Genomic DNA, 24,961 nt, shown 5'->3' with positions numbered 1-24,961 from the left:
ATAGGTACCCAGAGGTTTATATATGTTCAATTTTGAAAGGGTGAGTGTATACCTCTATTACTATGCTTGGCAATAAGCTGCGCGTTGAACTAGCTTCGGTAAGTGGCTAGCACAGATTAATATTGTTACTCTAAGCGTTTCCTTGGTTAGTTATTAGAGTAAGAGAAGAATTTATGAGCCAGCCTGATAAAGATGTACAGGATGATCCGCTTGATTCGAATAATCGAAAGCAAAAGCGTGTACACGCTCTAATACAATGGTGGCAGCAAGAAAAAGATAAAATTGCGCAAGGAGATGTGCTGAAATTTATGCACGAGAACAAAGAGCGTCTCGAAAAGTCCTTGGCCTCAATTTATCAAAACAACTTTGTATATAGGGTGACTAACCTGTTACTGGCTTTTGTTGCTAGTCTGGCTGGACTGGTTGATCGCCTGAAAGATGCCATTGTTAAGTTGGTTTTGAAGGTTCCTGCTCCAGAAGCGGTAAAGGGCTTGCTATTGTCTATCTTTAACGCCGTGAAGCTGCGAGGTATTGTCGATTTCTTTCGCGCCAAGATGTACTCTTTGAAAAAGGCACCTCATAATATTCGTGCTGTTCAGCTAATGGACGAGGTTGTTGCGCGTGCCAAGCGTGACGGCTTGGATATAAAGAAGCACTTTCCCGACATCGCCCGTAAATTCAACGAGCGCAAATTACAGCTGCTACAGCATTCTTTCTTTAAGGAATTTAGTAAATCTCGCATTGAGCGCATACTCGCAATGCCTTTCACCTTTAGTCGCTCAATATCACCGGTTCTACCTGATACTGCCCTGTGGCACAAGTTCTTTGTTTTTCTTGAAAACCGAAATATTGCCGACTTGATATTGGTCGGGAGTAAAGGAGAGCGGGTTTCAACGAAGCATGATAGCAAGCATGTAGTGGGTTCGTCAGAGGTGGTTCGAACCTTGTATCAGGCTTCAGTGCTTAAGGCGTCAGGGCGAAGGGTTTTTATTGTTGGTAATCACGAAGGTTATATTGGGCCGTATCTGGTAAGGAGTATATTGAGGCGGCTTGGTTTTGATAATCTCACAGCAAATTGCAATACAGTCGTTGGTCCGAGAATGTTTTCAAATATGGTTCTAAAGAACGGTGCAAGTAATGTCGGAAACTTGTTCCTGACTTTACCATCACAGAAAACGACGGAAGTTAAAGAGAAGAGCTTAGCTGATGCTTTGCTCAAAACAGCAAGACGGTCACAGCTGCTGATCAAAATGCCAAATTCCGGGCTTCATCTAATCGAGCAAATGAGTTATAGCGACTTTATGAATAAGTTTATTCGATCAGATCGCGCCCGGTTTTCTCAGATCTCTGCTCAGCTCATGCGGGTTGAAAAACATGATCTGGCCCAATACTTGGCAGACGTTAGGCAAACTTGTGCTTTGGATGAATTGGATCGTGAGGATTACGAGTTATTCAAATCCATTATGTATGAGCCGTTTTTGATATTCCCTGAAGGCTCTCGTTCATATGTTGCCAAGGACGGAAGTGTCACAATGAAGTATGTCAGCCCTCGGTTCGTGCAAGCCTATTTTAGGCCTGATGATGTGGTTTTACCTATTAGTCTCGTGGGTGGCTCTGATATAGGCAATAGTTGGCGCCTTAAACCGGCAAATATTGGTCTGTGTGTGGGTGAGCCGATTAAAGTTAGCGAAGAAATGATTGCAAACTTTGATACAGAGGGTGTTGGGATAATGCGTAAAGTTGCGGCGTTACCTAATATAAAAACGGTTAACTTTGACGAAGATATTCAGGCTGGTAAGAAGCTTGAAAGTCATGCTGCTTGATTGAGTTGTACTCAGATCTGAGAGTTTTGTCATATAAATAGCTGTATTTGTCTATTGCATTTTGTCAAAAAGCGTAGCTTTTTGTTTCGCTCATACTTTGCTCATAATTTAAGTAAAATCTAGAGCATCTCTATAACCTGTTGATAGATTGGAGTTAAAAACTATTTATCAATGCGGTATGCTTGGGTTTATAAGTTTCATGTATACCGGATATATAAACTATATATTTCATTTATTCCTGTCATTTAATTAGAATTCTGCTCGAAATTCAAATCACGCTTCTTTCTAAGTTATTTGCAGTTGAGTTGTCGCATATAAAGGAAGGGGGTTTCATTCCTAAACATAAGGGATACGTAAAATGTCACAATACCAAGACGAGATCAAAGCAGTAGCATCTGTTGTAGAAGCAAAAGGTGATAGCTGGGCTGCAATCAACCCTGAGTCAATTGCACGCATGCGCGCTCAAAACAAATTCAAGACTGGTCTTGATATCGCGCAATACACTGCTGATATCATGAACGCTGACATGGCTGAATTTGATAAAGATAAAACTAAGTACACGCAGTCTCTAGGTTGCTGGCACGGTTTTGTCGGCCAACAGAAGATGATCTCTATCAAGAAGCACTTCGGTGGCAAGACTGACCGTCGTTACTTGTACCTTTCTGGTTGGATGGTTGCTGCACTACGTTCAGACTTCGGTCCACTTCCTGACCAATCAATGCACGAAAAAACTGCTGTTGCATCGTTGGTTGAAGAGCTATACACATTCCTACGTCAAGCTGATGCGCGTGAACTAGGCGGTCTTTTCCGTGCTCTAGACGCTGCTAACGAAGCTGGCGATTCAGCAAAAGCTGCTGAAATCCAAGATCAAATTGACAACCACGTAACTCACGTTGTGCCAATTATTGCTGATATCGATGCTGGTTTTGGTAACGCTGAAGCGACTTACCTAATGGCTAAGCAGATGATCGAAGCGGGTGCTTGTGCACTACAGATCGAAAACCAAGTTGCTGATGAAAAGCAATGTGGTCACCAGGATGGTAAAGTAACTGTTCCTCACGCTGACTTCCACGCTAAGATCCGTGCATTGCGTCACGCTTTCCTTGAGCTAGGTATTGACAACGGTATCATCGTTGCACGTACTGACTCTGAAGGTGCTGGTCTTACTAAAGAAATCGCAGTAGTTAACGAGCCGGGCGATTCTGGTGATATCTACAACTCTTACCTAGATGTTGAAGAAGTTACTCCAGAAGAAACAGCTCCTGGTGATGTGCTAATCAGCCGTGACGGCAAGCTTGTTCGTCCTAAACGTCTTCCTTCTGGCCTATACCAGTTCCGTTCAGGTACTGGTCATGAGCGTTGTGTATTCGATTGTATCGGTGCGCTTAATGCTGGTGCTGACTTGCTTTGGATCGAAACTGCAGTACCAACTGTACACGAGATCAAAGGCATGATGGACGACGTACGTAAAGTACACCCAGATGCGAAGCTTGTTTATAACAACTCTCCATCTTTCAACTGGACCTTGAACTTCCGTCAGCAAACTTATGATACATGGGTAGAAGAAGGTAAAGACGTATCTGCATACGATCGTAACAACCTGATGTCTGCTGAATACGATGAGTCTGAGTTGTCTGCAGTTGCTGACGAACGTACTCGTACATTCCAAGCGGATACTGCTCGTGAAGCGAACGTATTCCACCACTTGATTACTCTACCAACTTATCACACGACTGCATTGTCTGTTGATAACTTGGCTCAGAACTACTTTGGTGATATGGGTATGTTGGGTTACGTTGCTGGCGTTCAGCGTAAAGAGATCCGTCAAGGCATCGCATGTGTTAAGCACCAAAACATGTCAGGTTCTGACATCGGTGACGACCACAAAGAATACTTTGCTGGTGAGCGTGCTCTTAAGGCAGGCGGTGCTAAGAACACTTCTAACCAGTTCTCTTAATCTGAGACTGGCTAGTTAAGCTTTTTTGATAATGTATTATTGAAAGATGCTTAATGTGTTTAGAAAAAGGCGACTCTAGAGTCGCCTTTTTTGTGGAGATTAAAAGAGGGCAGAGTCAGTGAGTCTAACCCCTTTTAATCTTTAGACTATAGTTTATAGGGTGCGCAATGCGCATCACTACGTATTTTGGTGCGCACCGCGCACCCTATAAAAAGGGCAACTTATCATGATTGACACTCCTTCCTATCTGCAAGATGCTAAAGACCTTCTCGGCAAAGATGGCTTCGCGAGCGGCGATGTGTGGTACCACGGTACTTCGTCTGCGCTGGTTACCTCTATTAATGGTGCGGGGCTTAAGCGTTCGGGTGATAAGGTTATGAATCAGGCTGCTAAGAAGACTATGGCAACGATTGGTAATAACTACACCGAGACACATGATCCGGTATTCCTAACACAGAGTAAGGAGCTTGCGTTTTATTGGGCTCAGCAGGCGGTTAGAAGTCGTAGTGTGCGAGTCGAGGGTGATGAGTCGCCAGTTGTTTACGAAGTTAAGCTGCCAGGTGATCTGCTTTCTAAAGTTAGGCCGGATGTTGGCGCTGCAAGTCTTTTGATGGTAAAGGAGGGAGAGCATTATATGGCGTTTTTGGCTGCACTTTATCAAGATAATGAGGCGGGCGCGTTAGATATAAACCTAATGAAAGCTGATCGTAATGAATATCTAAATAAGCTGGGTATGGCTTATATTGATCAAGATATATCACCTGGGTACGTAAAGCTTTTGTCTGAAGGGTAATACCTATAAAAACTTAAATTAATCGTGAAAACATAGTACAAATTCTCTCAGGAAGGCCTATAATTTAGTGTAAATAAAGCTGACACTATTCACTGAGTTTAGGCATTCCTTCGCATGGCAGTAAAAAAGATCCCTATATCCTTACTTAAGGTTGGTATGTATATTACCCAGCTCGATATATCGTGGATTGACAGCCCCTTCATGTATCACCACTTGAAGATAAAAAATGCCGCTCAAATTGATAAGCTGCTCAAGGCGGGTGTCAAGCAGCTCTCGATTGATACCTCAAAGGGTGTTGATGTAGAAACGCCAGCTGATGTTATTCGTGATAAGTCCTCACAAGAGACTGATAAATCACAAGAAGATCAGGCTGCGAAAGATAAGCCAGTTTCAGAAGCAAGTGCTAAGGAAAAATTGCCTGAGCGTACGTCTATTAGTCAGGAGCTTGGTGTTGCTAAAGAGTTAAAGGGCAAAGTTGAGAAGCTGGCAGATGAGATCAATGAAGCTCTCAAAAACGATAAAGTGGTTGATGCTCGGCAGGTTTCGCCTTTAATTGACGCTACGCTGTCTAGTCTACAGCGGAATAACCAAGCACTCGCTATCCTTATCAATATTCAGCGTAAAGATGCTTCGCTCGCAAATCATACTTTCGCTTCATTTAGTTTAGTCTTAAGTATATCTATCAAGCTCAGCTTAGGTGACGATGCACAACAGGCGCTCGCTTTAGCCGCATTTTTTCACGATACGGGTTGGCTAAAACTGCCTATGCATTTGCTTGGTAAGGCATCACCTTATACGGCGAGTGAAAAGAAGTTAATTTATCAGCATGTCTCGATAGGCTTACGGTCGTTAAAACAAAACTGTGAGCTCAGTTCAATCGTAATGCGCATTATTACCGAGCATCATGAGCACCTGGATGGAAGCGGTTACCCTTCTGGACTTAAGTCTGATCAGATACATCCTTTAAGTAAGGTTTTCGCAGTGGTTGTCAGGTATGATGAGTTAGTCCACGGCTTGCTTGATAGGCCTGCGGTAACACCTCATGGCGCTCTTGCTAATCTATATAAAGAGGCCAAAAATGAAAAACTTGATGAGCCTTCCGTGTCAGCGCTGATTAGTCTATTGAGTGTTTATCCGGTGGGTAGTGCTGTCCAGCTAAGCAACAAAGAAAAAGGTATTGTTCTTGAGATCGATGCCGATCAACCAAAATTACCTGTCGTAAAGGTTGTTTACGATATGGCAGGGATGGCGCATATTAAGCCCAAGGTGATTAACCTTGCAAAAATCAAGACAGATAAAGAGCTGTCGATTACTTCTGTCTTGGATCTAACCGTCCCAGGCGCTGACCCTGCACAGTTATTGCGAGTAGACCTTTCGTGAGTCCTTCTTTTGATATCACTTCTATTACCTTGGATGCTTTACCTGAAGGTGTGTTGCTTGTCGATAGTGACGGTTGTATTCAGTTCTTAAACAAGGCAGGCCAGGCCATGTTAGGCTGGGATATTGATGCTATTGCCGAAAAAGCAGCGGAGGGCGGTACTGCTCATGATCTATTTTGCCGTCATAGTATTTATACTCATCACGAAGCTGAGGAGTGCCCCTTGGCAAAACAGGGTGAAGCTCAGCTAGCGCCACAGGAATGCTATTGGACGCATAAGAATTCTGAAAACATTGCCGTCAGTTACCGTAGAAGTTATACCGATGATGGCAGCTGCATGATTCTTTTCACTACCTGCGAGCAGCAAGGCTTTCAGCTTGAAGAGCTCAAGAAGCTTTCATTTTTTACTGAAATAAATCCCTCCCCATTGCTGGAGCTTGATGATCAAGGCCTGATTCTTTTTAGTAACCCTGCAATGACTGATCTAATGCTTGAGTTTGGATTTGACGATGAAGGGGCGCCCGCTATTTTACCCAGAGATCTTGCTGCTCTGGTCGGCAAAGCAATAGAGCAGGGTGGTCTAGAGAATATCGAGTCTTCTGCAAATGCTGAAGAAAATAACGATAAGACATCACACTTTTTATGGAGTTTCCATATTAGTGATGGCAGTCAAGGTAGCGCAGTATTGCTTTCAGGGTTAGATGTGACCAGTAATAAAGAAATGGAACTTCAGCGTCAAGAGTTTGAACGAAGCCTGGAGCTCGAAAAAGAACGTACTCGAAAAGAATACTTGGCAATGATGGTGCATGAATTGCGCTCACCCTTGAATGCAGTTGTCGGTTACGCTGGCATTCTTAAATCAAAGTTGTCTAGTCAGTGTAGTGAAACGCAGCTATCTTTGTTCGACCGAATTATCGGGGGCGGTCAGCAGCTCGCTGAACAGATCAGCACGACTTTGGATTCTACGCGGGTAGAAGCTGGAAAGCTGGCTGCCGACATTTCCCGCTTCAATGCAGTGCCTGCGCTTGAAGAAGCGTGTGTACAAGGTGAAACCCTTGCCAAGAAAAAAGGCTTGGATTTTCGCTCTGAGATTTCGGATTCTGACATATACGCCTTGGCAGACAGGCAGCACTTTAAGCAAATTGCGATCAACCTTATCTCCAACGCAATTAAATATACGCAAGCGGGAGCTATTGAAGTATCTCTTCGTCCCAGTTTTGATGAGCAGGTCGGCAAGTGCGTTACTCTTGAAGTAAATGATACAGGCTGTGGTGTTCCTCAAGGACAGCGTGAAAGCATTTTCAAACTATATCAGCGCCAAGATTCCCATGAGAATAGTCAGATTGAAGGTGATGGCTATGGTTTAGCAATATGCTGCGAAATGCTCGCGCTGAATCATGGTCGAATTGTTCTCGATAGCGAGGTGGGGCGAGGTAGCTCCTTCTCGGCTATTTTTCCTCGTTAGGCGATGCTAAAGCGCTTATTTCTTGCCATATCATTCAACACTCCCTAAAATCGATGAAAATCTTGTCGGGGAGCATCTGTCATTTTATCGCTTGATGATTTGCGAATGCTGAGACCACATAAATTCTTGGGATATATCCAATTATTTGTTGTTCTACATTTTGTAGGCAGATAGGGACCCGTTGAACCTGATTGGTTAGAACCAGCGTAGGGAACAAGAATTCATCAAGACTAGACCGATGATTCTAATTGCTTCCTTACTTACCACACTCGTAATACCGGATATGCGGAGCAATAGATGAAAAACGATTCGTTAAAGAAACTGGGTGATACAGCTTACGTAGATGAGTTATCTACCCAGCCTTTTCCAGCCTCAAAAAAAGTATATGTAGAAGGCAGTCGTAAAGATATTCGCGTAGCGATGCGTGAAATTTCACTTACCCCAACTCAGTTGCAGAATGGCGAGCTTGAGGATAACCCTCCAGTTAGAGTTTATGACACCTCCGGCCCCTATACAGACCCCGAGATAGAAGTTGACGTCACAAAAGGGCTAATGCCCTTACGCGATGAGTGGGTTGCTGAACGAAATGATACTGAAGAGTTACCTGGTTTTAGTTCTGAGTACGCAAATGTACGTGATCAAAACCTAGCCTTGGATGGCTTGCGTTTTGAGCATAAGCGTAAACCTCTAAAAGCAAAAGCCGGAAAGAATGTCACGCAACTGTATTACGCTCGTCAGGGTATCATTACGCCGGAAATGGAATATATCGCTATTCGAGAAAATCTGGCTTTAAGCGAGGCGCAGATGGATGAAGCGCTAGCTAACCAGCATCCAGGCGAGTCTTTCGGCGCTTCTATTCCTAAAATGATTACCCCGGAATTTGTCAGAGACGAAGTCGCTCGTGGTCGTGCTGTCATTCCTTGTAATATCAACCATCCGGAAACCGAACCGATGATTATTGGTCGGAACTTCCGCACCAAGGTGAATGCCAATATTGGTAATTCTGCGGTGACATCTTCTATTCAGGAAGAAGTCGAGAAAACAGTTTGGTCGACGCGTTGGGGTGGTGACACCGTAATGGATTTGTCTACAGGCCAGAATATTCATGAGACACGTGAATGGGTCATTCGAAACTCTTCTGTACCGATTGGTACGGTGCCGATTTATCAGGCGCTTGAAAAATGTGGCGGGGTTGCCGAAGATCTTACCTGGGAGTTGTTCCGTGATACTTTAATTGAGCAGGCGGAGCAGGGAGTTGATTACTTCACTATCCATGCAGGTGTGTTATTGCGCTATGTGCCTATGACGGCGAATCGAGTCACCGGGATCGTTAGTCGTGGTGGTTCAATTATGGCTAAATGGTGCCTTGCTCATCACAAGGAAAACTTCCTCTATACGCATTTTGAAGAAATTTGCGAGATTATGAAAGCCTATGATGTGTGCTTTTCACTTGGTGATGGTTTACGCCCAGGTTCAATTGCTGATGCAAATGATGAGGCGCAATTCTCAGAGCTTCGTACTTTAGGCGAGCTTACCAAGATAGCTTGGAAGCACGATGTGCAAACCTTTATTGAAGGCCCGGGTCATGTGCCGATGCATATGATTAAGGCGAATATGGAAGAGCAGCTCAAGCATTGCGATGAAGCGCCTTTCTACACGCTTGGCCCACTTACTACCGATATCGCACCAGGCTATGACCACTTCACCTCAGGCATTGGTGCTGCACTGATTGGCTGGTATGGTTGTTCAATGCTTTGCTATGTCACGCCTAAGGAACACTTGGGTCTACCTAATAAAGAAGATGTAAAACAGGGCCTTATTACCTATAAGATCGCGGCTCATGCTGCCGACCTTGCAAAAGGCCACCCTGGTGCACAGATTCACGATAATGCTATGTCAAAGGCTCGTTTTGAGTTTAGATGGGAAGATCAATTTAACCTTGCGCTAGATCCTTATACTGCTCGTGCTTATCATGATGAAACATTACCTAAGGACTCTGCTAAAGTTGCACATTTCTGTTCAATGTGTGGCCCTAAGTTTTGTTCAATGAAAATATCTCAGGAAGTTCGTGATTACGCAGCAGAAAAGGATGCGAACGAAGGTATGAGTGAGATGTCGGAGAAATTTAAACAGGAAGGTAGTGAAATCTACCATGAAGTTTAAGTTTAATTGAGTGTTATTAGCCAAGGGCGTCTAGGTCTATGAATCTAAGTGATGTTGATCTAAATTTGCTGGTTCACCTAGATGTACTTTTGCGTGAGCAAAACGTCACCAAGGCTGCAAACCATCTTGGTATTACGCAGCCTGCGATGAGTAATGGTTTGAAGCGTTTGCGCTTGCTGTTCGAAGATCCATTGCTTGTTCGTACCAGTGACGGTATGGCGCCTACTGAGTTGGCGCTCAGCCTTAAGCCTGCGGTGAGAGAGATATTATTCAATATCGATCGTGTAGTTCACCCGGATAGGGATTTTGACCTTCAAAGCCATCGGGTGTTTCGCGTGATGGCAAGCGACTACGCTGAATCTACCTTGATTCCCGCTGTTTTAAGTGAAGTTCGCAAGCAGGCGCCTAATATCACGCTCGATGTTTTAACGCCCAGTGATGTATCTTTCGAAGATGTTGAGCAAGGCCGTGTCGATATGGCGATTAATCGCTTTGATACTTTGCCGCAGTCTTTTCACCAAAAAACGCTCTGGTCTGATACCTTCTCATGCCTGATGAGCCCCAGTAACACCTTGGTCAATAGCTTCGATCTGGATGCCTACCTAAAGGCCAGCCATATTTGGGTGAGTAAAACTGGCTTTGGTGTGGGTGTTGGAGTGAACCCGAATGATGTGCAGCGCTTGGGTTGGGTTGATGAAGCGCTGGATCGTATTGGAGCAAAGCGCGAAATTAGTGTATTTACCCGTCATTACCAGGTGGCGATGTTGTTGGCGCAGCAGCATGACTTAGTGGCTACGCTGCCGAGCCGCGCGGCGCGTTTAAAAAGCGAGAGCTCTAAGCTTGTAATGAAAGAGCCGCCCTTCGATATACCAGCATTCGATCTCAAGATGGCCTGGAGCCCATTACTTCATCATAATGCGGACCATCAGTGGTTTAGGCGTTTGATTACAGATATTGCTCAGAAAGAGAGTGAATAATCGTTGGTGAAGCGCAAGGGTGGCGCAGACTTTTAGTGTAAAGTCTGTTCAATCTCTAGCTTAAGTCCGCTTTCGGGCAACTGCTCGCCATCCAGATAGGCTTGGCCATCTTTCATTTCAAGACGTCCATCGATAAACCACTTAACCGCAATGGGGTAAATGATGTGTTCCTTTTCAAGTACTCGGGTGGCAAGTGTTTCTTCAGTATCCTGATTTAAGACTGGTACAATAGCCTGGATGATATTCGGGCCGCTATCAAGCTCAGCGGTAACAAAGTGAACACTCACGCCGTGCTCTTTGTCTTTTGCTTCAAGCGCACGCTTATGAGTATGTAGGCCGGGATATTTAGGCAGAAGAGAGGGGTGAATGTTGAGCATTCTTCCTTCAAAACGGCGGACAAAATCATCGGTTAAGATACGCATAAAGCCCGCTAATACCACGAGATCCGGTTGATGCTTCTCAATCGTCTTAATCAGCTCTGCATCAAAAATCTCTCGTTGAGCGAATTTTTGATGTTCGATGACATGAGTATCAATCTCAGCTTTCTTAGCTCGCTCTAGGCCCTTAGCATGGGGCTTATTGGAAATAACAGCGCTGATCTTTCCAGGGATTTCTTCACGTTGATAGGCGTCGATTAAGGCTTGAAGGTTGCTGCCGCTACCCGATATCAAAACAACGACAACAGGATCTCGTCCTTCCATTACTAAGCGCCTAGTCCATTTAGTTGGACTTGCTCTTCGTCGGAAGATGTGTCGGCAATTTCACCAATTACCCAAGCACTTTCGCCTTCAGCTTCTAAAAGCTTGATGGCTGATTCTTCTGAACCGGCTGGAACGGCGATGATCATGCCAACACCGCAGTTGAAGGTGCGATACATTTCAACAGGATTTACGTTACCTGCTGATTGAAGCCATTTGAATACTCCAGGCAATTCCCAGCTCTGGGTCTCGATGACTGCTTTAGTACCTTCAGGTATTACGCGAGGAATATTCTCAAGTAAGCCACCGCCCGTGATATGTGAAAGGGCATGCACCTCACCTTCTTTGATCAATTTAAGAAGAGATTTAACGTAAATCTTTGTTGGCTCAAGCAAGGCCGATTTTAGGTCGGTATCGCCAATTTCCTGGTTTAGGTCAGCGTTTGATACTTCTATAATCTTGCGAATTAAAGAGTAGCCATTCGAGTGTGGACCTGAAGAAGCGAGGCCAATTAACTTGTCGCCAGCCTTAACTTTGGTGCCATCTATAATCTCAGACTTCTCAGCAATGCCAACGCAAAAACCAGCCAAGTCATAATCTTCGCCTTCGTACATGCCGGGCATTTCAGCAGTTTCACCGCCGACTAGTGAGCAACCAGATAGGTCGCAACCAGCGCCAATGCCTGTTACTACATCGGCAGCAACGTCAACATTCAGTTTACCTGTAGCGTAATAGTCAAGGAAGAATAATGGCTCTGCGCCACCAACAATAAGATCGTTAACGCACATGGCAACGAGATCAATACCTATCGTATCGTGCTTATTGAAGTCCATGGCTAATCTTAGTTTTGTGCCAACACCGTCGGTACCGGAAATCAAAACCGGTTCTTTATAGCCCTTCGGCAACTCAAACATTGCGCCAAAACCGCCTAGACCGGCCATTACTTCCGGTCTACGAGTTTTTTTGGCGACACCTTTAATTCTTTCTACTAGCTCATTTCCCGCATCGATATCGACGCCAGCGTCTTTGTAGCTAAGTGAAGGGTTTGTATTTGAGTCAGAATTATTAGTCATATGAGCTAAAACCTTGGCTTTTTAAAATTGGCGCGATTCTACCAGTTGTTTGGAGTCTCGCCAAATGCTAGCAGTAAAAAATAACATATTCGTAGTGATTTAAAAAAATATTAGAAAGTAGGTGTGCAAAGCACGGCTGATGGTTGTTTTATGAGTGTTTCGAGAATATTATGATAAACCTTTCAAATACTGAGCATAAGTGGCACTTACTTGGTCAATATTATTCGTTTTTTCGTACTTGTTTCGCTAGCCTTTTTGAGTTCACACTCAATCGCTGTCCAGCTAGGTAATTTATATAACGCTTCTGTCGCAGTACCTTCGCAAGACCCTTCCGATCGTATGCTAGGCTTTGAGCAGGCGCTGCATCAGGTGTTGATCCGTGTTACTGGTGATGAGGAATTGTTGCAGGATTCTTCTGTGAATTCTAAGTTTCGCTCACCTGAAAACTACGTGCTCTCATTTGCCTACAGAGAAAACCCCGCGTATAGCGTTTATCTTGAGGTGCTTGCTGAGCGCGAAAGGCTCGCTATGGAGTTTATAGATGAAGGTGCAGACGTTGAACAGGAGCCTGGTTCTATGCCTAGTTCCGCTCAGACCGGCCAAGAAGAGTTAACTGAGTCGTTAATAGCCGAGCCCGCCGTACCTGACCAATATATGCTGGATGTTGCATTCGCAGAATCGCCCATAGAAGCGGGTTTGCAATCACTGTCTCTTCCTATTTGGGGGCGGTCTCGTCCTTCAATTCTGGTTTGGGTGGTGATGTCTGATGAACAAGGGCAGCGAAGCGTTATCGGCGCTTCCGAACTGGATGAGGTGCTACCTGAATTGACTGGCATTGCTGAGACTCGAGGTTTGCCGCTTTTTATTCCTGTGGCCGATCTGACAGACCTTTCGCTTTTAGATGTTGACGGATTATGGGGCCTGTTTTCTGACTCCCATATTGATGCTAGTAAGCGCTATGGCACCGACGCTGTTGCAATTGTACGCTTGCAAAGTTCCATTACTCCTGAGGCTCAAGAACTTGATGAAGCAAAAGAGCCTGTTTCTCAGCGTCAATGGCGTGCAGACTGGCAGCTATTCCTAGGTGAGCAAACTTTCTTTGGTGAAAGCGCTCAGGCAAGCAGTGAATCGGTTTCAAAAGAGTTTGTTGCTCGCTTGGCAAGCGTTATATCTACTCAGTATGCTATATCTGGCGTAGCAAGTTCAGAAATCTATACCATTTCAGTGCTTGGTATCGATTCTTTCGAAGATTATGTGGATGTACAGCGTTACCTGCAAGATCTTGCGCCTGTTGCATCCGTAAATATGTTGCTAGCCGAGGAAGATCAGCTTACCTTTGAGTTGCGCTTGCGTGATACAAGAGAAATGCTTTCTCAGCACCTATCTCTTGGGCGAAAGCTAATAAAACGGGAAGCGGAGCTAGACGGTATATTGGAGTTAAATAAGGGTATGCTTGTCGATGCGCTCGATAAATTTGTTTGGCGCTCCGGGTCTTAGTCATTGCTATGGTTATTTTGGAGATAGAATGATCGCAGCTAATCAGATTCCTAATATTCTAACTGTTATTCGAATCCTGCTGGTGATTCCTTTTGCGATGAGTGTATATTCCGCGCAATATTTGCAGGCTTTGATTCTATTCTTTGTAGCAGGTCTTTCAGATGGAGTTGATGGTTTCTTGGCTCGCCAATTTAATTGGAAGTCGCGATTTGGTGCCATAGCTGACCCTTTGGCAGATAAACTACTGCTCGTTACGGCTTACGTAATGCTTGCTTGGACAGAGCAAATCCCAATGTGGCTTCTATATCTCGTTATTGGTCGCGATGTAATGATTCTAGCTGGTGCGCTGGGCTATCACTTCTTTATTAGTCATTATGATATTAAGCCCTCATGGCTGGGTAAGACCTGTACAATGCTACAGATTGTTTATGTCTTACTCGTGATTATGAGCTTGGCAGATCTGCCGATGCCGCAGTGGGCAGTTTCAGAAGGCCTATTTGTAGTGGGTGCCATTACTCTGATTAGCGGTATTCATTATTACTTGGTTTGGGGCGTAAAGGCATACAAGCAGCGCCGAGAAAATGAATTGAATGATAAGACTGGCTTATGAATGCTTTTGAATTATCCAGCCAACTATTATTGCCTGTTAGGGAAAAAAGTGACCTAAGCTTCGAAACGTTTTACAGCGAAAAAAACGATCGTGCCAAGTTTATGCTGTCGAGTGCGATAGATGAGTATCAGGAAACTGCAGTCTTACTGGTTGGGCCAGAAGAGTCTGGTAAAACCCATTTGCTTAATGCTGCAATTGGCTACGCTGAGTCAAAAGAGCTGGACAATGTTTGTTACTTTTCGCTTGCGGAATTAAACGAGTTTGAATTATCAGAGAGTGACGTTCAGGGTTTGTTTTCAAGCTTTGAGCAATATTCAATTTTGGCTCTCGATCACTTGGATTTGTGGCTGTGTCACCAGAGCTTAAGTCGAGAGTTTAAAGAACGCTGTCTTTTTAATTTATTTAACCATTATAAAGCTCAAGGTGATATGTTAATTTTCGCCTTGTCACAGCCGGTAGACGCCTTGAATATCTGCTTGGCTGATTTGTTGTCACGCCTAAAATCCGGTTTATTGATAAGCCTGAAAGCTTATAGTGATGCTGAAAAAGAACTAATCATGCAGCAGGTTGCGATACATAAGGGCTTTAGCTTGGAAGAGGGCGTTTCTACTTTTATTATTAAGCGTAGCGGGCGCAACTTAACAGAGTTGCTAGCGTTACTTGATCAACTAGACAAAGCGTCGCTCACTGAGCAGCGTAAATTGACAATTCCGTTCGTCAAGAAAGTTTTAAATTGGTAGCTCATCAGCTGCAGGGAGAAAAAAATGATTCGCGTAGTATTCAACCAGAAAGGCGGTGTAGGGAAGTCGAGTATTACTTGCAATCTTGCAGCTATTTTCGCTGCTAAGGGACGCAGAACCTTGGTTGTTGATTTGGACCCGCAAGGTAACTCTACTCACTATTTAATGGGAAAGCCTGCTGCTGAATTGAATGACTCGATTGCCGATTTTTTTGAGCAAACGCTTTCATTTAATTTGTTTAATAAAGATCCTGCCGACTTTGCGCATAAAACCCCCTTCGACAATCTCTATGTTTTGCCCTCTAGTCCTGAGATGGATTTTCTTGAAAGAAAGCTGGAGGCTAAGCATAAGATCTATAAACTCAAAAATGCCTTAAGAGCATTAGAGAGCCAGTTTGATGAAATTATCATCGATACAGCGCCTGCTTTAAATTTCTATACGCGTTCAGGCTTAATTGCTTGCGATAAGGTTTTGATTCCTTTCGACTGCGATGACTTCTCTCGTCAAGCTTTGTATACGATTATGGGCGAGTTGCAAGACATACAAGAAGATCACAATGACCGCTTGGAAATAGAGGGTATTGTAGTGAATCAATTTCAGCCGCGTGCGAGTCTGCCGTCGCGCTTGGTGAAGGAGCTCGAAGAAGAAGGGTTGCCAGTATTACCTGTAAAAATTAATGCTTCAATCAAGATGAAAGAGTCGCACCAAGAAAGTCAGCCGCTTATCTACTTTGCTCCAAAGCATGCTTTAACGACTCAGTTTGAAGAACTTCACGAGCATTTATCTTCGTAGCAAGAAAACCTGCTTTTAGCTTAGGCCGGTTTAGATTCGTGCACCAGAGGTAGTACGATCTGGTCGCCCCGGCCTAAGGTTTCGCCTTGATTCAAGCTATGTAATATTGCATATAATTCCTTGAACGGCACTGGTGGGGAGTAGAGATAACCTTGCCCATATCGACAGCCATTAATCTTTAAGAAAGCTTCCTGCTCCTTCGTTTCGATCCCTGTAGCAAAGGTTTTTAAATCCATCTGACTCGCAATAGCTAGCAGTGTTTCAGTGATGGCCATATCGCTTTCATCCCTTGGTATGCCATTCACGAAAGTTCGGTCGACCTTAATGATGTCGGCGGGAATTTGCTTTAACTGTCGTAGTGAGCTTAGACCGGTTCCAAAGCTGTCGATTGTCAGTGACACGCCCAACTCTTTAAGTTGAGTAAGTGTCACAAAGGATGTCTCGATATTGCTTGTGATCGTGCTTTCCGACATTTCCAGAATCAGGTTCTTTGGATCAAATTTAGTGCTCTCTACTGCTTTTTGGATAAGTTCAACTATTCGCGGATGGTTAAATTGGCGGTTAGAGAGGTTGAGCGCTATTTGTATCGGCGTGTCTGACCATTCCTGAATTGCTCGTCCTTGCAGGCAGGCGTTAGAAATTACCCATTGACCAATGTCGTGCAATAAGCCCGTTTGCTCAGCGACATCAATAAAGTACTCTGGCGTGACTAAACCTTTGTCAGGATGATGCCAGCGTAGCAAGGCTTCAAGCGCGAGAATTTCACCCGTTTCAATGTCGATGATAGGTTGGTAGTAAAGCTTGAATTGGCTGGCGCTGATAGCGTTTCTTAGCTCATGCTCAATAATTAGTTGGCGCTGCATTTCACTGTTCATTTCTGGACTATAGAACTGAATATTGTTTCGTCCGGCTTTTTTCGCTCGATACATGGCCATATCTGCATTTTTTAGCAGGTCGGGATATTGCGTGCCATCGTTAGGGCAGACGGTAATGCCGATGCTGGAAGTAACGATAAGCTCATTCCCGCCAATATTTACGGGCTTGGTAATGTTATCGAGAATATTTCTGGCAACTGTTTTAGCGCCTTCTCTTCCCGATACATTTGCTAGCAGAATAGCAAATTCGTCTCCGCCAAGGCGGGCAATCGTGTCTTCCTTTCGAACGCTTTGTTTGAGTCTGCTGGCTAAGGTGACAAGAAATTGATCGCCGATATCGTGTCCGAGCGTGTCATTGATTCGTTTGAAGTGATCGATATCTAGGCCGATTAGCGCAATCTCGGATTTGTGTCGAATTGCTGATTGAATCGCTTGGGCGCAGCGGTCTTCGAATAGGCGTCTGTTAGCCGTATCGGTAAGTGCATCGTAGTGAGCGAGGTAGTGAAGTTGATTTTGAGTTTTTCTGATGTCGGAAATGTTTTGGCCAATCAAAAGAAGCTGCGTCTGCTGGGATTCACCGTCATGATTGCTAAGGTGGTTCATGTTCCAGAGCATGGTGTGCGAAAGCGAGTCGCCACTGATAATCTCGCATTCCATATTTTCTTTACTAAGGCCGCTTTCGAGTACCTTGGTAAATTTCCATGCTGTCTCGTCCTGAATATTTTCTGGAACAAACATATCGATGAAATTATTGCCTAGCACTTGTTCTTTAGTATAAGAAAACTGAACTTCGGCTGCTGCATTCCATTGTTTAATTTTGAACTTCTTATCAAGTACGATGATCGGGATGCCGGCAGTTTCGAATAGTGCTCTGAAACGAGACGAGGTGTTTTGTAGACTCTTTTCTGCCTGCTTTCTGATGTAAACCTCATCGCGAAGTTCTTGGTTGGCGCTAAGTAAATCTTGTGTGCGTTGTTGAACAATATCTTCGAGCCTCGCTTCGATTTTTATTTGATCTGAACGGAGGGTGTTGAAGTAAAGGGTAGTTAGAATAACGATCAAGCTAGCAAGAGGTAGAGAATATTCTGGTATTGATAATTGCTGTGTCAGTGTCCCGGCGTTAAGGAGGTGCAGGGTGATAATCCCAGATACGAAAATAGCAATAGTGCAAGCGAGCTGGTTAAATCTGGTTGAAGCCCACATTAAGATTGGAATGATTAGAAGTATAAAGTGAGGCTTTTCCTTGGTGGTAAAATAAATGCTGAGGATCGAGATTGAAAGCCAAACAAACCACTCTAAAGGATGTGTGTTTTGCTTGATACGTTGTGCATGGTTTTGTGCCGCGAACACGATGCTTGGAATGGTGGTCAGACTAATAACATTGGAAATCCAGAAGTAGGCTATTACCCTTAGGTCTAGTGTGCTGTCGCCGTCATTGGTGAGCAAGCTGACACCGAGCAATGTGCTGATTAAGGCGCTAATTATTACGCTGTGGGAAATATAAAGGATCAGGTTTTTACTGTTTGATAAAGGATTACCCTTGGTAATAGAGAGCTGGAATGACTTCCGGAGCACATAACTTTGCATGCAAAGGCTTAACGAAAACAGTACTGCAGTACTAAGTTCTATATCACCGTCAAACCATGCGTTAGATGCTTGTGATAAAGCGACTGGGGCTAGGAATATTGCGGGTAGACTGACTAGGCCGAAGCAATAAGTAAGAGAGAGTGATAAACCGTAGGCTATGCTGACGTAGGGCATGGCATTCTGAAGTGTCGATCCGTCATTTATAAATAATTGGTCAAAACCTAAAGCAATAAACAACAGGGTGAGACTTATGAAAAATGCGGGTATGCCGTGAATGCGAGCGCTAGAGATTTCTGGCTTAAAACTTAGATTATTTGCATTCATTGAAAGTAAAGCCAGCTTAGCTCGAAGGTGAAATTATATAATGGGCCGCATGGTAAATATGGTGGATTGTCTTCTTGTTTTATGACGAATTTAGCTGTCTGAAGACATCACCATAATGATGAATCTATTCTATCTGTAATAGCCAAATGATTGTCTAACTGAAGTGTTTCGGTATGTAAATTTATGTAAGCTGGCGTTTTTCTGTTTAGATATCAATCCGCATTGAAAGGTCGATAGATTTGCAGTCTTTTGTCAGTGCGCCGATTGAAATAAAGTCTACTCCCGTTTCAGCAATTGGGACTAGCGTTTCATTGGTTATGCCGCCAGAAGCTTCAAGCTTGGCTTGGCCTTTATTTAGTTTTACGGCCTCGTTTAAAGTGCTGATAGGGAAATTGTCGAGCATGACGATATCAGCCTGAGCTTGTAAGGCTAGTTGCAACTCTTGTATAGATTCAACTTCAACTTCGATGGGCTTTCCGGGAGCTAGTTGCTGAGCTTTGTTAACTGCCTGTCCAATGCCGCCGCAGGCCATAATGTGATTTTCCTTGATTAGGAAGGCGTCATAAAGGCCAATGCGATGGTTGTGGCAGTCTCCGCAGGTAACGGCATGCTTTTGTGCTAGGCGCAGTCCAGGTAGGGTCTTACGAGTATCCAGAAGCTTTACTTGAGTGTGTGCAACCAGGTTTGCGTAGTGTTTAGCTGTCGTTGCAGTGCCAGAAAGTGTTTGCAGAAAATTAAGTGCGGCACGTTCTCCGGTTAGAATGGATCGGGCAGAGCCACTAACAGTAAAGAGAGTTTCGTTTTGTGAAGCGTTGTCTCTGTCATTGACGAACCACTTAATTTCAAGGGTTGGATCAATTGCATGAAAGACGGCGTCAACCCACTTTGTACCGCAAATAATCGCACTTTCACGGGTAATTACTTTCGCGCAAGCCTGTTTGTCGGCATCAATTAGCTGAGCAGTTATATCACCGGAGCCGACATCTTCCGAAATTGCAGCGTTAACGTTATTTTCGATGGCTTTTGAAAGTAATTCGTTCATATTTTGGCTCAAGCTGTTCAGGCTGGGTCTGGTGAATACAAAGGATGCTTAAAATTAAAAAAAGTCGAAAGTATTGCTTACTTTTATTTAGCGGCGCCATTATATAGATTATTTCGGATAATGCTAAGTGGCTTAGCTTGTTCTCGTTCACTATATTGTTAGTCGAGTAGTTGTTGTGCTGGGTTCAATAATTCACATTTTTTGTGAACTGGTTCAAGCGGAAACAAAATGTGACAGTAGTCATAATATTGACTCGCTATAATGCAAATAAATGTTAAATAATTGACTCTTAGCAAGTGGGCAGTTGGGGTAATTATGGCAGAGCCAAAGATAGTAGGGATTCACGGCGGCAAAACTATTTCAGGAGTATCCGCTAAACCGCTACCGAAGTTAGTCATTGTCGTTAGAGATAATTTTAGACTTAAAGTGCAGGATTTATTACGTCATTTGTTTGATGGTGCGGATGATGCGCTGTTTGAAATGGCCGACAAAGCGGGCACTAATGGTGACCAAGCGTTGTATTTCGATGCGATGAGAGAGCTTCGTTTACAGAAGCGCCATATCGCAAATGCCGTTGTAAAGCAGTTGTTGACTAATTTCAATTCGCTTACAAGTGGTCCACAGGTGAGCGGCCCGTCTGGTGACTCGATAGATTCATTGGATCTTATTGATAAGGATGAACTTGAGGTTAATGTCGCAGTTGATGCGATGGTGTCGCGGCTTAATCAAGGTATTGGCACGGTGCTCGAGGAGCTTAGTGCTCGGATTTCCTTTATACTTGATGAGAGTGAAGTATTTTCTAAAGACTTTCCCGCGTCCCCGCATAAGCTATGTGATGCCTTTGCAAAAGCATGTGACTGTCTCGATTTTGGCATCCGAGCAAAGCTTATCGTGCTTAAACTATTTGAACGCTATGTACTGTCGAAAATGGCGGCAGTATATAAAGATTGCAATCAGCAGTTAAGGCAGTCAGGTGTACTTCCCGCATTAACGATCGGTATTGGCAAAACAGCGCGTACAAATAGCAGCAAGGCTGTTGAAATGCTCAATAATGTGTCAAAGACGGATACGATTAAATCAAATGGTCAGCTCGAGAATGCTACGCCTGATATCAATGGCTTTGATTCTTCAAGTGTTCCAACGCTCGGTGAAAATCAGTACCTTTCTCAGGGTACAGCTTTCGGTGAGTTGCGCTCTCTTCTTCATTCAGGTCAGCCCGCAAGTTCAATCGATGCAGGTGTTGGTGGTATGTCTAATATCATTCCGCAAACCAATATTATTCAGCAATTATCGGCGCAGCAAAATCGGTTCTCTGGCCAGATTTCAGGTGATCAATTAGGTGGATATCAGCGTGTTGATTTTCGTAGTTTGTTATCAAGCTCGAGCGAATCTTCTGAGGGAGGGGCAATTTCCTCAGTGGACTCCGATGTCATTTCCCTAGTTTCAATGTTGTTCGATTTTATTCTTGATGATCGTCAGCTTCAGCCCGTTATGAAAGCGTTAATTGCAAGGCTTCAAATTCCTATACTTAAAGTAGCGATGCTAGATAGAAGCTTTTTTGATCGTGGCGGGCATCCTGCTAGAAAACTTCTGAACGAAATAGCTGCTGCTGCACTTGGTTGGACCGAAACAAGCGGTAGTAAGTCAGATAGACTGAAGGGAAAAATCGAAGCTGTCGTTGATAAAGTGCTAAACGATTTCGATGACAATCTAGATATTTTCCAAAGCTTATTAGATGATTTCATTAAATTTATAGTGATTGAAGATAAGCGTGGTCAACTTGTTGAGCAGCGCACAAAAGATGCTGAGAAGGGAAAAGCAGCCAATGACCTAGCCAAGAAGGCGGTTGATAATGCTTTAAATGCAATTTTGGCTGATCAGCAAGCAAGAGCGCGTAATGTACCAGAATGTGCAGAAGCTTTTCTTTCAAAAGCGTGGAGTAGGGTGCTTAATTACACATACCTAAACGGTGGTGTCGACTCAGAGAGTTGGAAGGCTGAAATTGCCTTGGTTAAAGATTTGATTTGGACGGTGAGCCCAGACAAGGAGGAGCTTGATGTTCGAGGCAAGTTATTGAAAACGATTCCTCGTGTTATGAGGAAGTGTCGGGAGGGGCTCAATCGGATCATGTATGATCAGTTTGAGGCGAAAACCCTATTGGCCGATATCGAAGCTCAGCATGTTAATGTCTTGAATAACTTGCAAACATACGAAGAGTTTGCCAAGTCTGCAATGGACGATAACGCCATTGCTGAGTTGGTTCAGGATACGCTTGAAATTGAACAAGACTTTAACGATTTTAAGCAATCTAGCGTTGAAGCCGAAAAGCCGGTCAAGCCTGCGCCTAAAGCTGCCTCTAGAGAAACAAACTCCGACAGTAAACCTGTCTCACCCAGTGAGCAAGGCACCGGTGATAACGCAGAAACGGAATCAAGTGTCGAGCCTACGCGTGCCGAAACGGTTCTAGAAGAAGATTTGAGTGCTAGTGCGAGCGATTCCATTCTTGATGCATTTAGTAAGCAGGTGGAAAGAGCTAGCATTGGCACCTGGTTTGAGGTTTCAAAGGAAGGACGTCCTGAACGTTGTAAACTTGCTGCACACATTAAGGCTATTGATAAGTTTGTTTTCGTTAATCGATCCGGCATCAAAGTAATGGAGCAGGATAAAAGTGGTTTTGCATCCCTGCTAAGAAATGGAGAGCTTCAAGTTCTAAATGATGGTTTATTGTTTGATCGTGCCTTAGAATCGGTGATCGGGAGTTTACGCGGAGCTAACTAGGTATGAAAATTTGTAATGGTTGGTTGGCTGGTGCTCGGAAGTGCCCGTCACCCAATTATAATGAGCGCCCTCAAGCTGCGCCGATCAACTTACTAGTCGTTCATAATATATCATTGCCACCGAAGTCCTTCGGCAATAATTACATCGAGCTTTTTTTCCAAAACTGTTTGCCAGTTGGTGAGCATCCGTATTTCGAGACAATTCGCGATCTTCAGGTCTCGTCACACTTCCTCGTTAAACGCAACGGAGAAATAGTCCAGTTTGTTTCCTGTAATGACCGTGCCTGGCATGCCGGACAGTCAAGCTTTTGTGGTCAGGAAAACTGTAATGATTTCTCGATAGGCGTTGAGCTGGAAGGCGCTGATGACATACCGTATCAAGCGATTCAGTATTCGCAGCTTGCCGCTCTAACTAATGCAATTCAGGAAAGCTACCCTGAAATTACGAAAGAGCGTATAACGGGTCATGAACATATCGCTCCACAGCGGAAAACAGACCCAGGCCCTGCTTTCGATTGGACGCTGTATCGAAACTCTATAGAGAACCCCCTTGTTTAAATGCGCCGCTGTTTAAGGTGCTTAATGATAAAGCGGGCGGGCGAAAACATTGCTTTGTGTGTGTCATTTACCGGTGGGATGCCGCCGCATATTTCGTGAGCAATAAGTTCTGCGGCGACGGGGCTTGTTAATGCGCCTTTGGAGCCGTGTCCAACGTTGACGTAAAGACCTTGATAGTAGTGTCCATAAAGATGTTTGCAGCTGTTGGCGCCAACTCGAAGTTTGGCAAAGGTCTCTTTCATTTGTTCAAAATTTGGAGCGAGCCCAACGATTGGAAGGTAGTCAGGAGTGGTGCAACGAAGGCCGGCGTTACTTTTTACATCATAGTCATTCAGGCTTTTATCTTCAGTGTTCTTATCCGAAATCCATGATGGGTTCCAGTGCTGAATTGCTTCGAAGTTCTTTTCATTGTCTTCTGCATTAGTGCTTTCATTATTTGAGTCCAAATCAAAGGTCGCGCCAAAGTGGTGCCAACCAGAAACAGATGGGCATAGGTAGCCTTCTCCTGTTAACACACACTGCGTAGATTTGATTTCCTCGCTATTCTGCTTAGATCTTATCGATGTAACTTGCCCGCGCAAGGGCTTGGTTGGCAGGTGTGCTAATTGGGGAAAACTCTTGGTGTCATTAGAGTTTGCAATGACAAGATGCCTTGTGTGAAAAAGGCCTGAATTTGTTTCTATGGTCCAGCTTGAGTCTGTATTTTGGCTGATCTGCTTCGCTTCGCAGTTGTAAAATGGAGTGATGGTAGCCTGTGACTTAGCTGGCTTATCGCTAAGTAGTATTTTTGCGTAGACTTTAGGGTCAAGCCAGCCCGCATTCTCAAACCACAAGCCGCCACAGGAGTGTTTCAAGCCAGACTTTTCTGAGGATTCATCAGCGCATATTGGCCGTATAAAATTGGTTGGCAGTTTGGTGTTATTAGCAAAGCGGGTTTGCTTGGCCGCTTCCTTATCACTCCATGCTAGCTGCAGTAAACCGCAAGGGTGCCAGAATTCATTATCAAAGTTTGCCTGTAGCCGCGGGTAATAGCGTAAGCTGTAGGCAAGGCAATGCTCTACGAAGTTAAACGTTTTGTTTCTCTCACTGGGAAACTTTGCGTACATTACCAGTTGGCTCTGGCCGCTGGCACCAGAAACAGGTGCTGGGCGAGTATCTATTATCGCAACATCCAGCCCGCGTTGATACAGCGCTGAAGCAGTGCTGATACCCGCTAAACCGGCCCCAATAATAACGGTATCGAAAGACTTGGACACGTCTTTATCTAAGGCGGCAGCCGTAGAGTTCTTAACGGAATTCTTTATCAGTGTTTGTGGGTAGGCCCAATTTGTTTTGCTTAAAGGTAAGTGACCGGTAGAACTGAGGTCTTGTTTTGTAATAGAGCCAAGAAGCATCTCTCGTTTTTTGCCAAAGCCTTTCTGGCGCTTAACACTGAAACCTGCCGATTCTAGCCCTCGTCTTACAGCTGACGCAGCGGCGAAGGTGGAAAAAGTGGCTCCGTCAGATGATAGTCTGGCAACTTCTTTAAAAAGAGCAGGTGACCACATTTCCGGGTTCTTATTAGGGGAAAAACCGTCCAGGTACCAGCAATCTGCCATAAAACGGTATTCATCCAGGGACTCATAAATATCCCCAAAAACCAGTGTGAGGATGACTCGGCCACACTCGAACTTCAGTGTGTGGTGTCCTTTTATAGTGAAAGGATAGTCGTCGCATAGTTGGGAAGATAAATCTGCAAGCTCAGGCCATTTACTCAAAGAGTTTCTAAGATCTGATAGAGATAGTGGGTGTTTTTCGAATGAGATGTAGTGAAAGTCACGACGGCCTTTTTC

18 protein-coding genes and 1 riboswitch are annotated in these 24,961 nt (G+C 44.3%); of the genes, 13 read left to right on the top strand and 5 right to left on the bottom strand.

The window, feature by feature from the left end:
- Window positions 1-173 precede the first annotated feature (173 nt).
- From A3729_RS21020 to A3729_RS20990, 7 genes are all read left to right on the top strand, one after another.
- Window positions 174-1,823: a hypothetical protein gene (locus tag A3729_RS21020; RefSeq protein WP_068634250.1), complete on the top strand. Its 1,650-nt coding sequence runs from the start codon at window positions 174-176 to the stop codon at window positions 1,821-1,823.
- 358 nt (window positions 1,824-2,181) lie between these two features.
- On the top strand, window positions 2,182-3,780 hold the full coding sequence (locus A3729_RS21015; RefSeq protein WP_068508026.1) for an isocitrate lyase: 1,599 nt from the start codon (window positions 2,182-2,184) through the stop codon (window positions 3,778-3,780).
- A gap of 226 nt (window positions 3,781-4,006) precedes the next feature.
- Window positions 4,007-4,573, top strand: coding sequence for a hypothetical protein (locus tag A3729_RS21010; RefSeq protein ID WP_068508028.1), 567 nt, complete (start codon window positions 4,007-4,009; stop codon window positions 4,571-4,573).
- A gap of 114 nt (window positions 4,574-4,687) precedes the next feature.
- Entirely contained in the window at window positions 4,688-5,953 is a 1,266-nt protein-coding gene (locus A3729_RS21005) for an HD domain-containing phosphohydrolase (protein WP_068634249.1), read from the top strand.
- Window positions 5,950-7,416: an ATP-binding protein gene (locus A3729_RS21000; RefSeq protein WP_068634248.1), complete on the top strand. Its 1,467-nt coding sequence runs from the start codon at window positions 5,950-5,952 to the stop codon at window positions 7,414-7,416. The genes A3729_RS21005 and A3729_RS21000 overlap by 4 nt, the downstream gene beginning before the upstream one ends.
- 56 nt (window positions 7,417-7,472) lie before the next feature.
- A riboswitch (TPP riboswitch) is annotated at window positions 7,473-7,646 on the top strand.
- A gap of 67 nt (window positions 7,647-7,713) precedes the next feature.
- Window positions 7,714-9,579, top strand: a complete 1,866-nt coding sequence (gene thiC, locus A3729_RS20995; protein WP_068553106.1) for a phosphomethylpyrimidine synthase ThiC — start codon at window positions 7,714-7,716, stop codon at window positions 9,577-9,579.
- Between the two features lie 38 nt (window positions 9,580-9,617).
- Entirely contained in the window at window positions 9,618-10,556 is a 939-nt protein-coding gene (locus A3729_RS20990) for a LysR family transcriptional regulator (RefSeq protein ID WP_068508035.1), read from the top strand.
- A 32-nt stretch (window positions 10,557-10,588) separates the two neighbouring features.
- Here the strand turns inward: A3729_RS20990 and purN are convergent, their stop codons facing one another.
- Both purN and purM read right to left on the bottom strand, forming a co-directional pair.
- A complete protein-coding gene (gene purN, locus A3729_RS20985; protein ID WP_068508037.1) occupies window positions 10,589-11,257 on the bottom strand; it encodes a phosphoribosylglycinamide formyltransferase in 669 nt (222 codons plus the stop codon).
- A 2-nt stretch (window positions 11,258-11,259) separates the two neighbouring features.
- Entirely contained in the window at window positions 11,260-12,327 is a 1,068-nt protein-coding gene (gene purM, locus A3729_RS20980) for a phosphoribosylformylglycinamidine cyclo-ligase (RefSeq protein ID WP_068634247.1), read from the bottom strand.
- Between the two features lie 210 nt (window positions 12,328-12,537).
- Here purM and A3729_RS20975 point away from each other — a divergent pair, with 210 nt between their 5' ends.
- Genes A3729_RS20975 through A3729_RS20960 form a run of 4 tightly spaced genes read left to right on the top strand, consistent with a single transcriptional unit; the run spans window position 12,538 to window position 15,966 of the window.
- Window positions 12,538-13,824, top strand: a complete 1,287-nt coding sequence (locus A3729_RS20975) for a DUF2066 domain-containing protein (protein WP_068634246.1) — start codon at window positions 12,538-12,540, stop codon at window positions 13,822-13,824.
- A 28-nt stretch (window positions 13,825-13,852) separates the two neighbouring features.
- Window positions 13,853-14,434 carry a CDP-alcohol phosphatidyltransferase family protein gene (locus A3729_RS20970; protein WP_068509622.1) on the top strand — a complete coding sequence of 194 codons (582 nt, stop codon included), beginning with the start codon at window positions 13,853-13,855 and terminating at the stop codon, window positions 14,432-14,434.
- Window positions 14,431-15,174 (top strand): DnaA ATPase domain-containing protein, encoded by a 744-nt coding sequence (locus tag A3729_RS20965; protein ID WP_068509619.1) that lies wholly within the window; start codon window positions 14,431-14,433, stop codon window positions 15,172-15,174. Before A3729_RS20970 ends, A3729_RS20965 begins: the two co-directional genes overlap by 4 nt.
- A gap of 24 nt (window positions 15,175-15,198) precedes the next feature.
- Window positions 15,199-15,966, top strand: coding sequence for a ParA family protein (locus A3729_RS20960; protein WP_068509617.1), 768 nt, complete (start codon window positions 15,199-15,201; stop codon window positions 15,964-15,966).
- Between the two features lie 20 nt (window positions 15,967-15,986).
- Here the strand turns inward: A3729_RS20960 and A3729_RS20955 are convergent, their stop codons facing one another.
- Window positions 15,987-18,752, bottom strand: coding sequence for an EAL domain-containing protein (locus A3729_RS20955; RefSeq protein ID WP_068634245.1), 2,766 nt, complete (start codon window positions 18,750-18,752; stop codon window positions 15,987-15,989).
- Between the two features lie 205 nt (window positions 18,753-18,957).
- On the bottom strand, window positions 18,958-19,794 hold the full coding sequence (nadC, locus tag A3729_RS20950; protein ID WP_068509607.1) for a carboxylating nicotinate-nucleotide diphosphorylase: 837 nt from the start codon (window positions 19,792-19,794) through the stop codon (window positions 18,958-18,960).
- Between the two features lie 315 nt (window positions 19,795-20,109).
- On the opposite strand from nadC, the gene A3729_RS20945 reads away from it, so the two are divergent.
- Both A3729_RS20945 and ampD read left to right on the top strand, forming a co-directional pair.
- Window positions 20,110-22,572 carry a DUF1631 domain-containing protein gene (locus A3729_RS20945; RefSeq protein ID WP_068634244.1) on the top strand — a complete coding sequence of 821 codons (2,463 nt, stop codon included), beginning with the start codon at window positions 20,110-20,112 and terminating at the stop codon, window positions 22,570-22,572.
- Window positions 22,573-22,574: 2 nt separating this feature from the next.
- Entirely contained in the window at window positions 22,575-23,129 is a 555-nt protein-coding gene (gene ampD, locus A3729_RS20940; RefSeq protein WP_068508078.1) for a 1,6-anhydro-N-acetylmuramyl-L-alanine amidase AmpD, read from the top strand.
- Here ampD and mnmC read toward each other — a convergent pair.
- On the bottom strand, window positions 23,126-24,961 hold a 1,836-nt coding region (gene mnmC / locus A3729_RS20935), incomplete at its 5' end, for a bifunctional tRNA (5-methylaminomethyl-2-thiouridine)(34)-methyltransferase MnmD/FAD-dependent 5-carboxymethylaminomethyl-2-thiouridine(34) oxidoreductase MnmC (protein ID WP_068634243.1). The two genes, ampD and mnmC, sit on opposite strands and share 4 nt — an antisense overlap.

This window comes from Oleiphilus sp. HI0043 (genome assembly GCF_001634935.1).
This window is presented reverse-complemented; position numbering and strand designations above follow the sequence as displayed.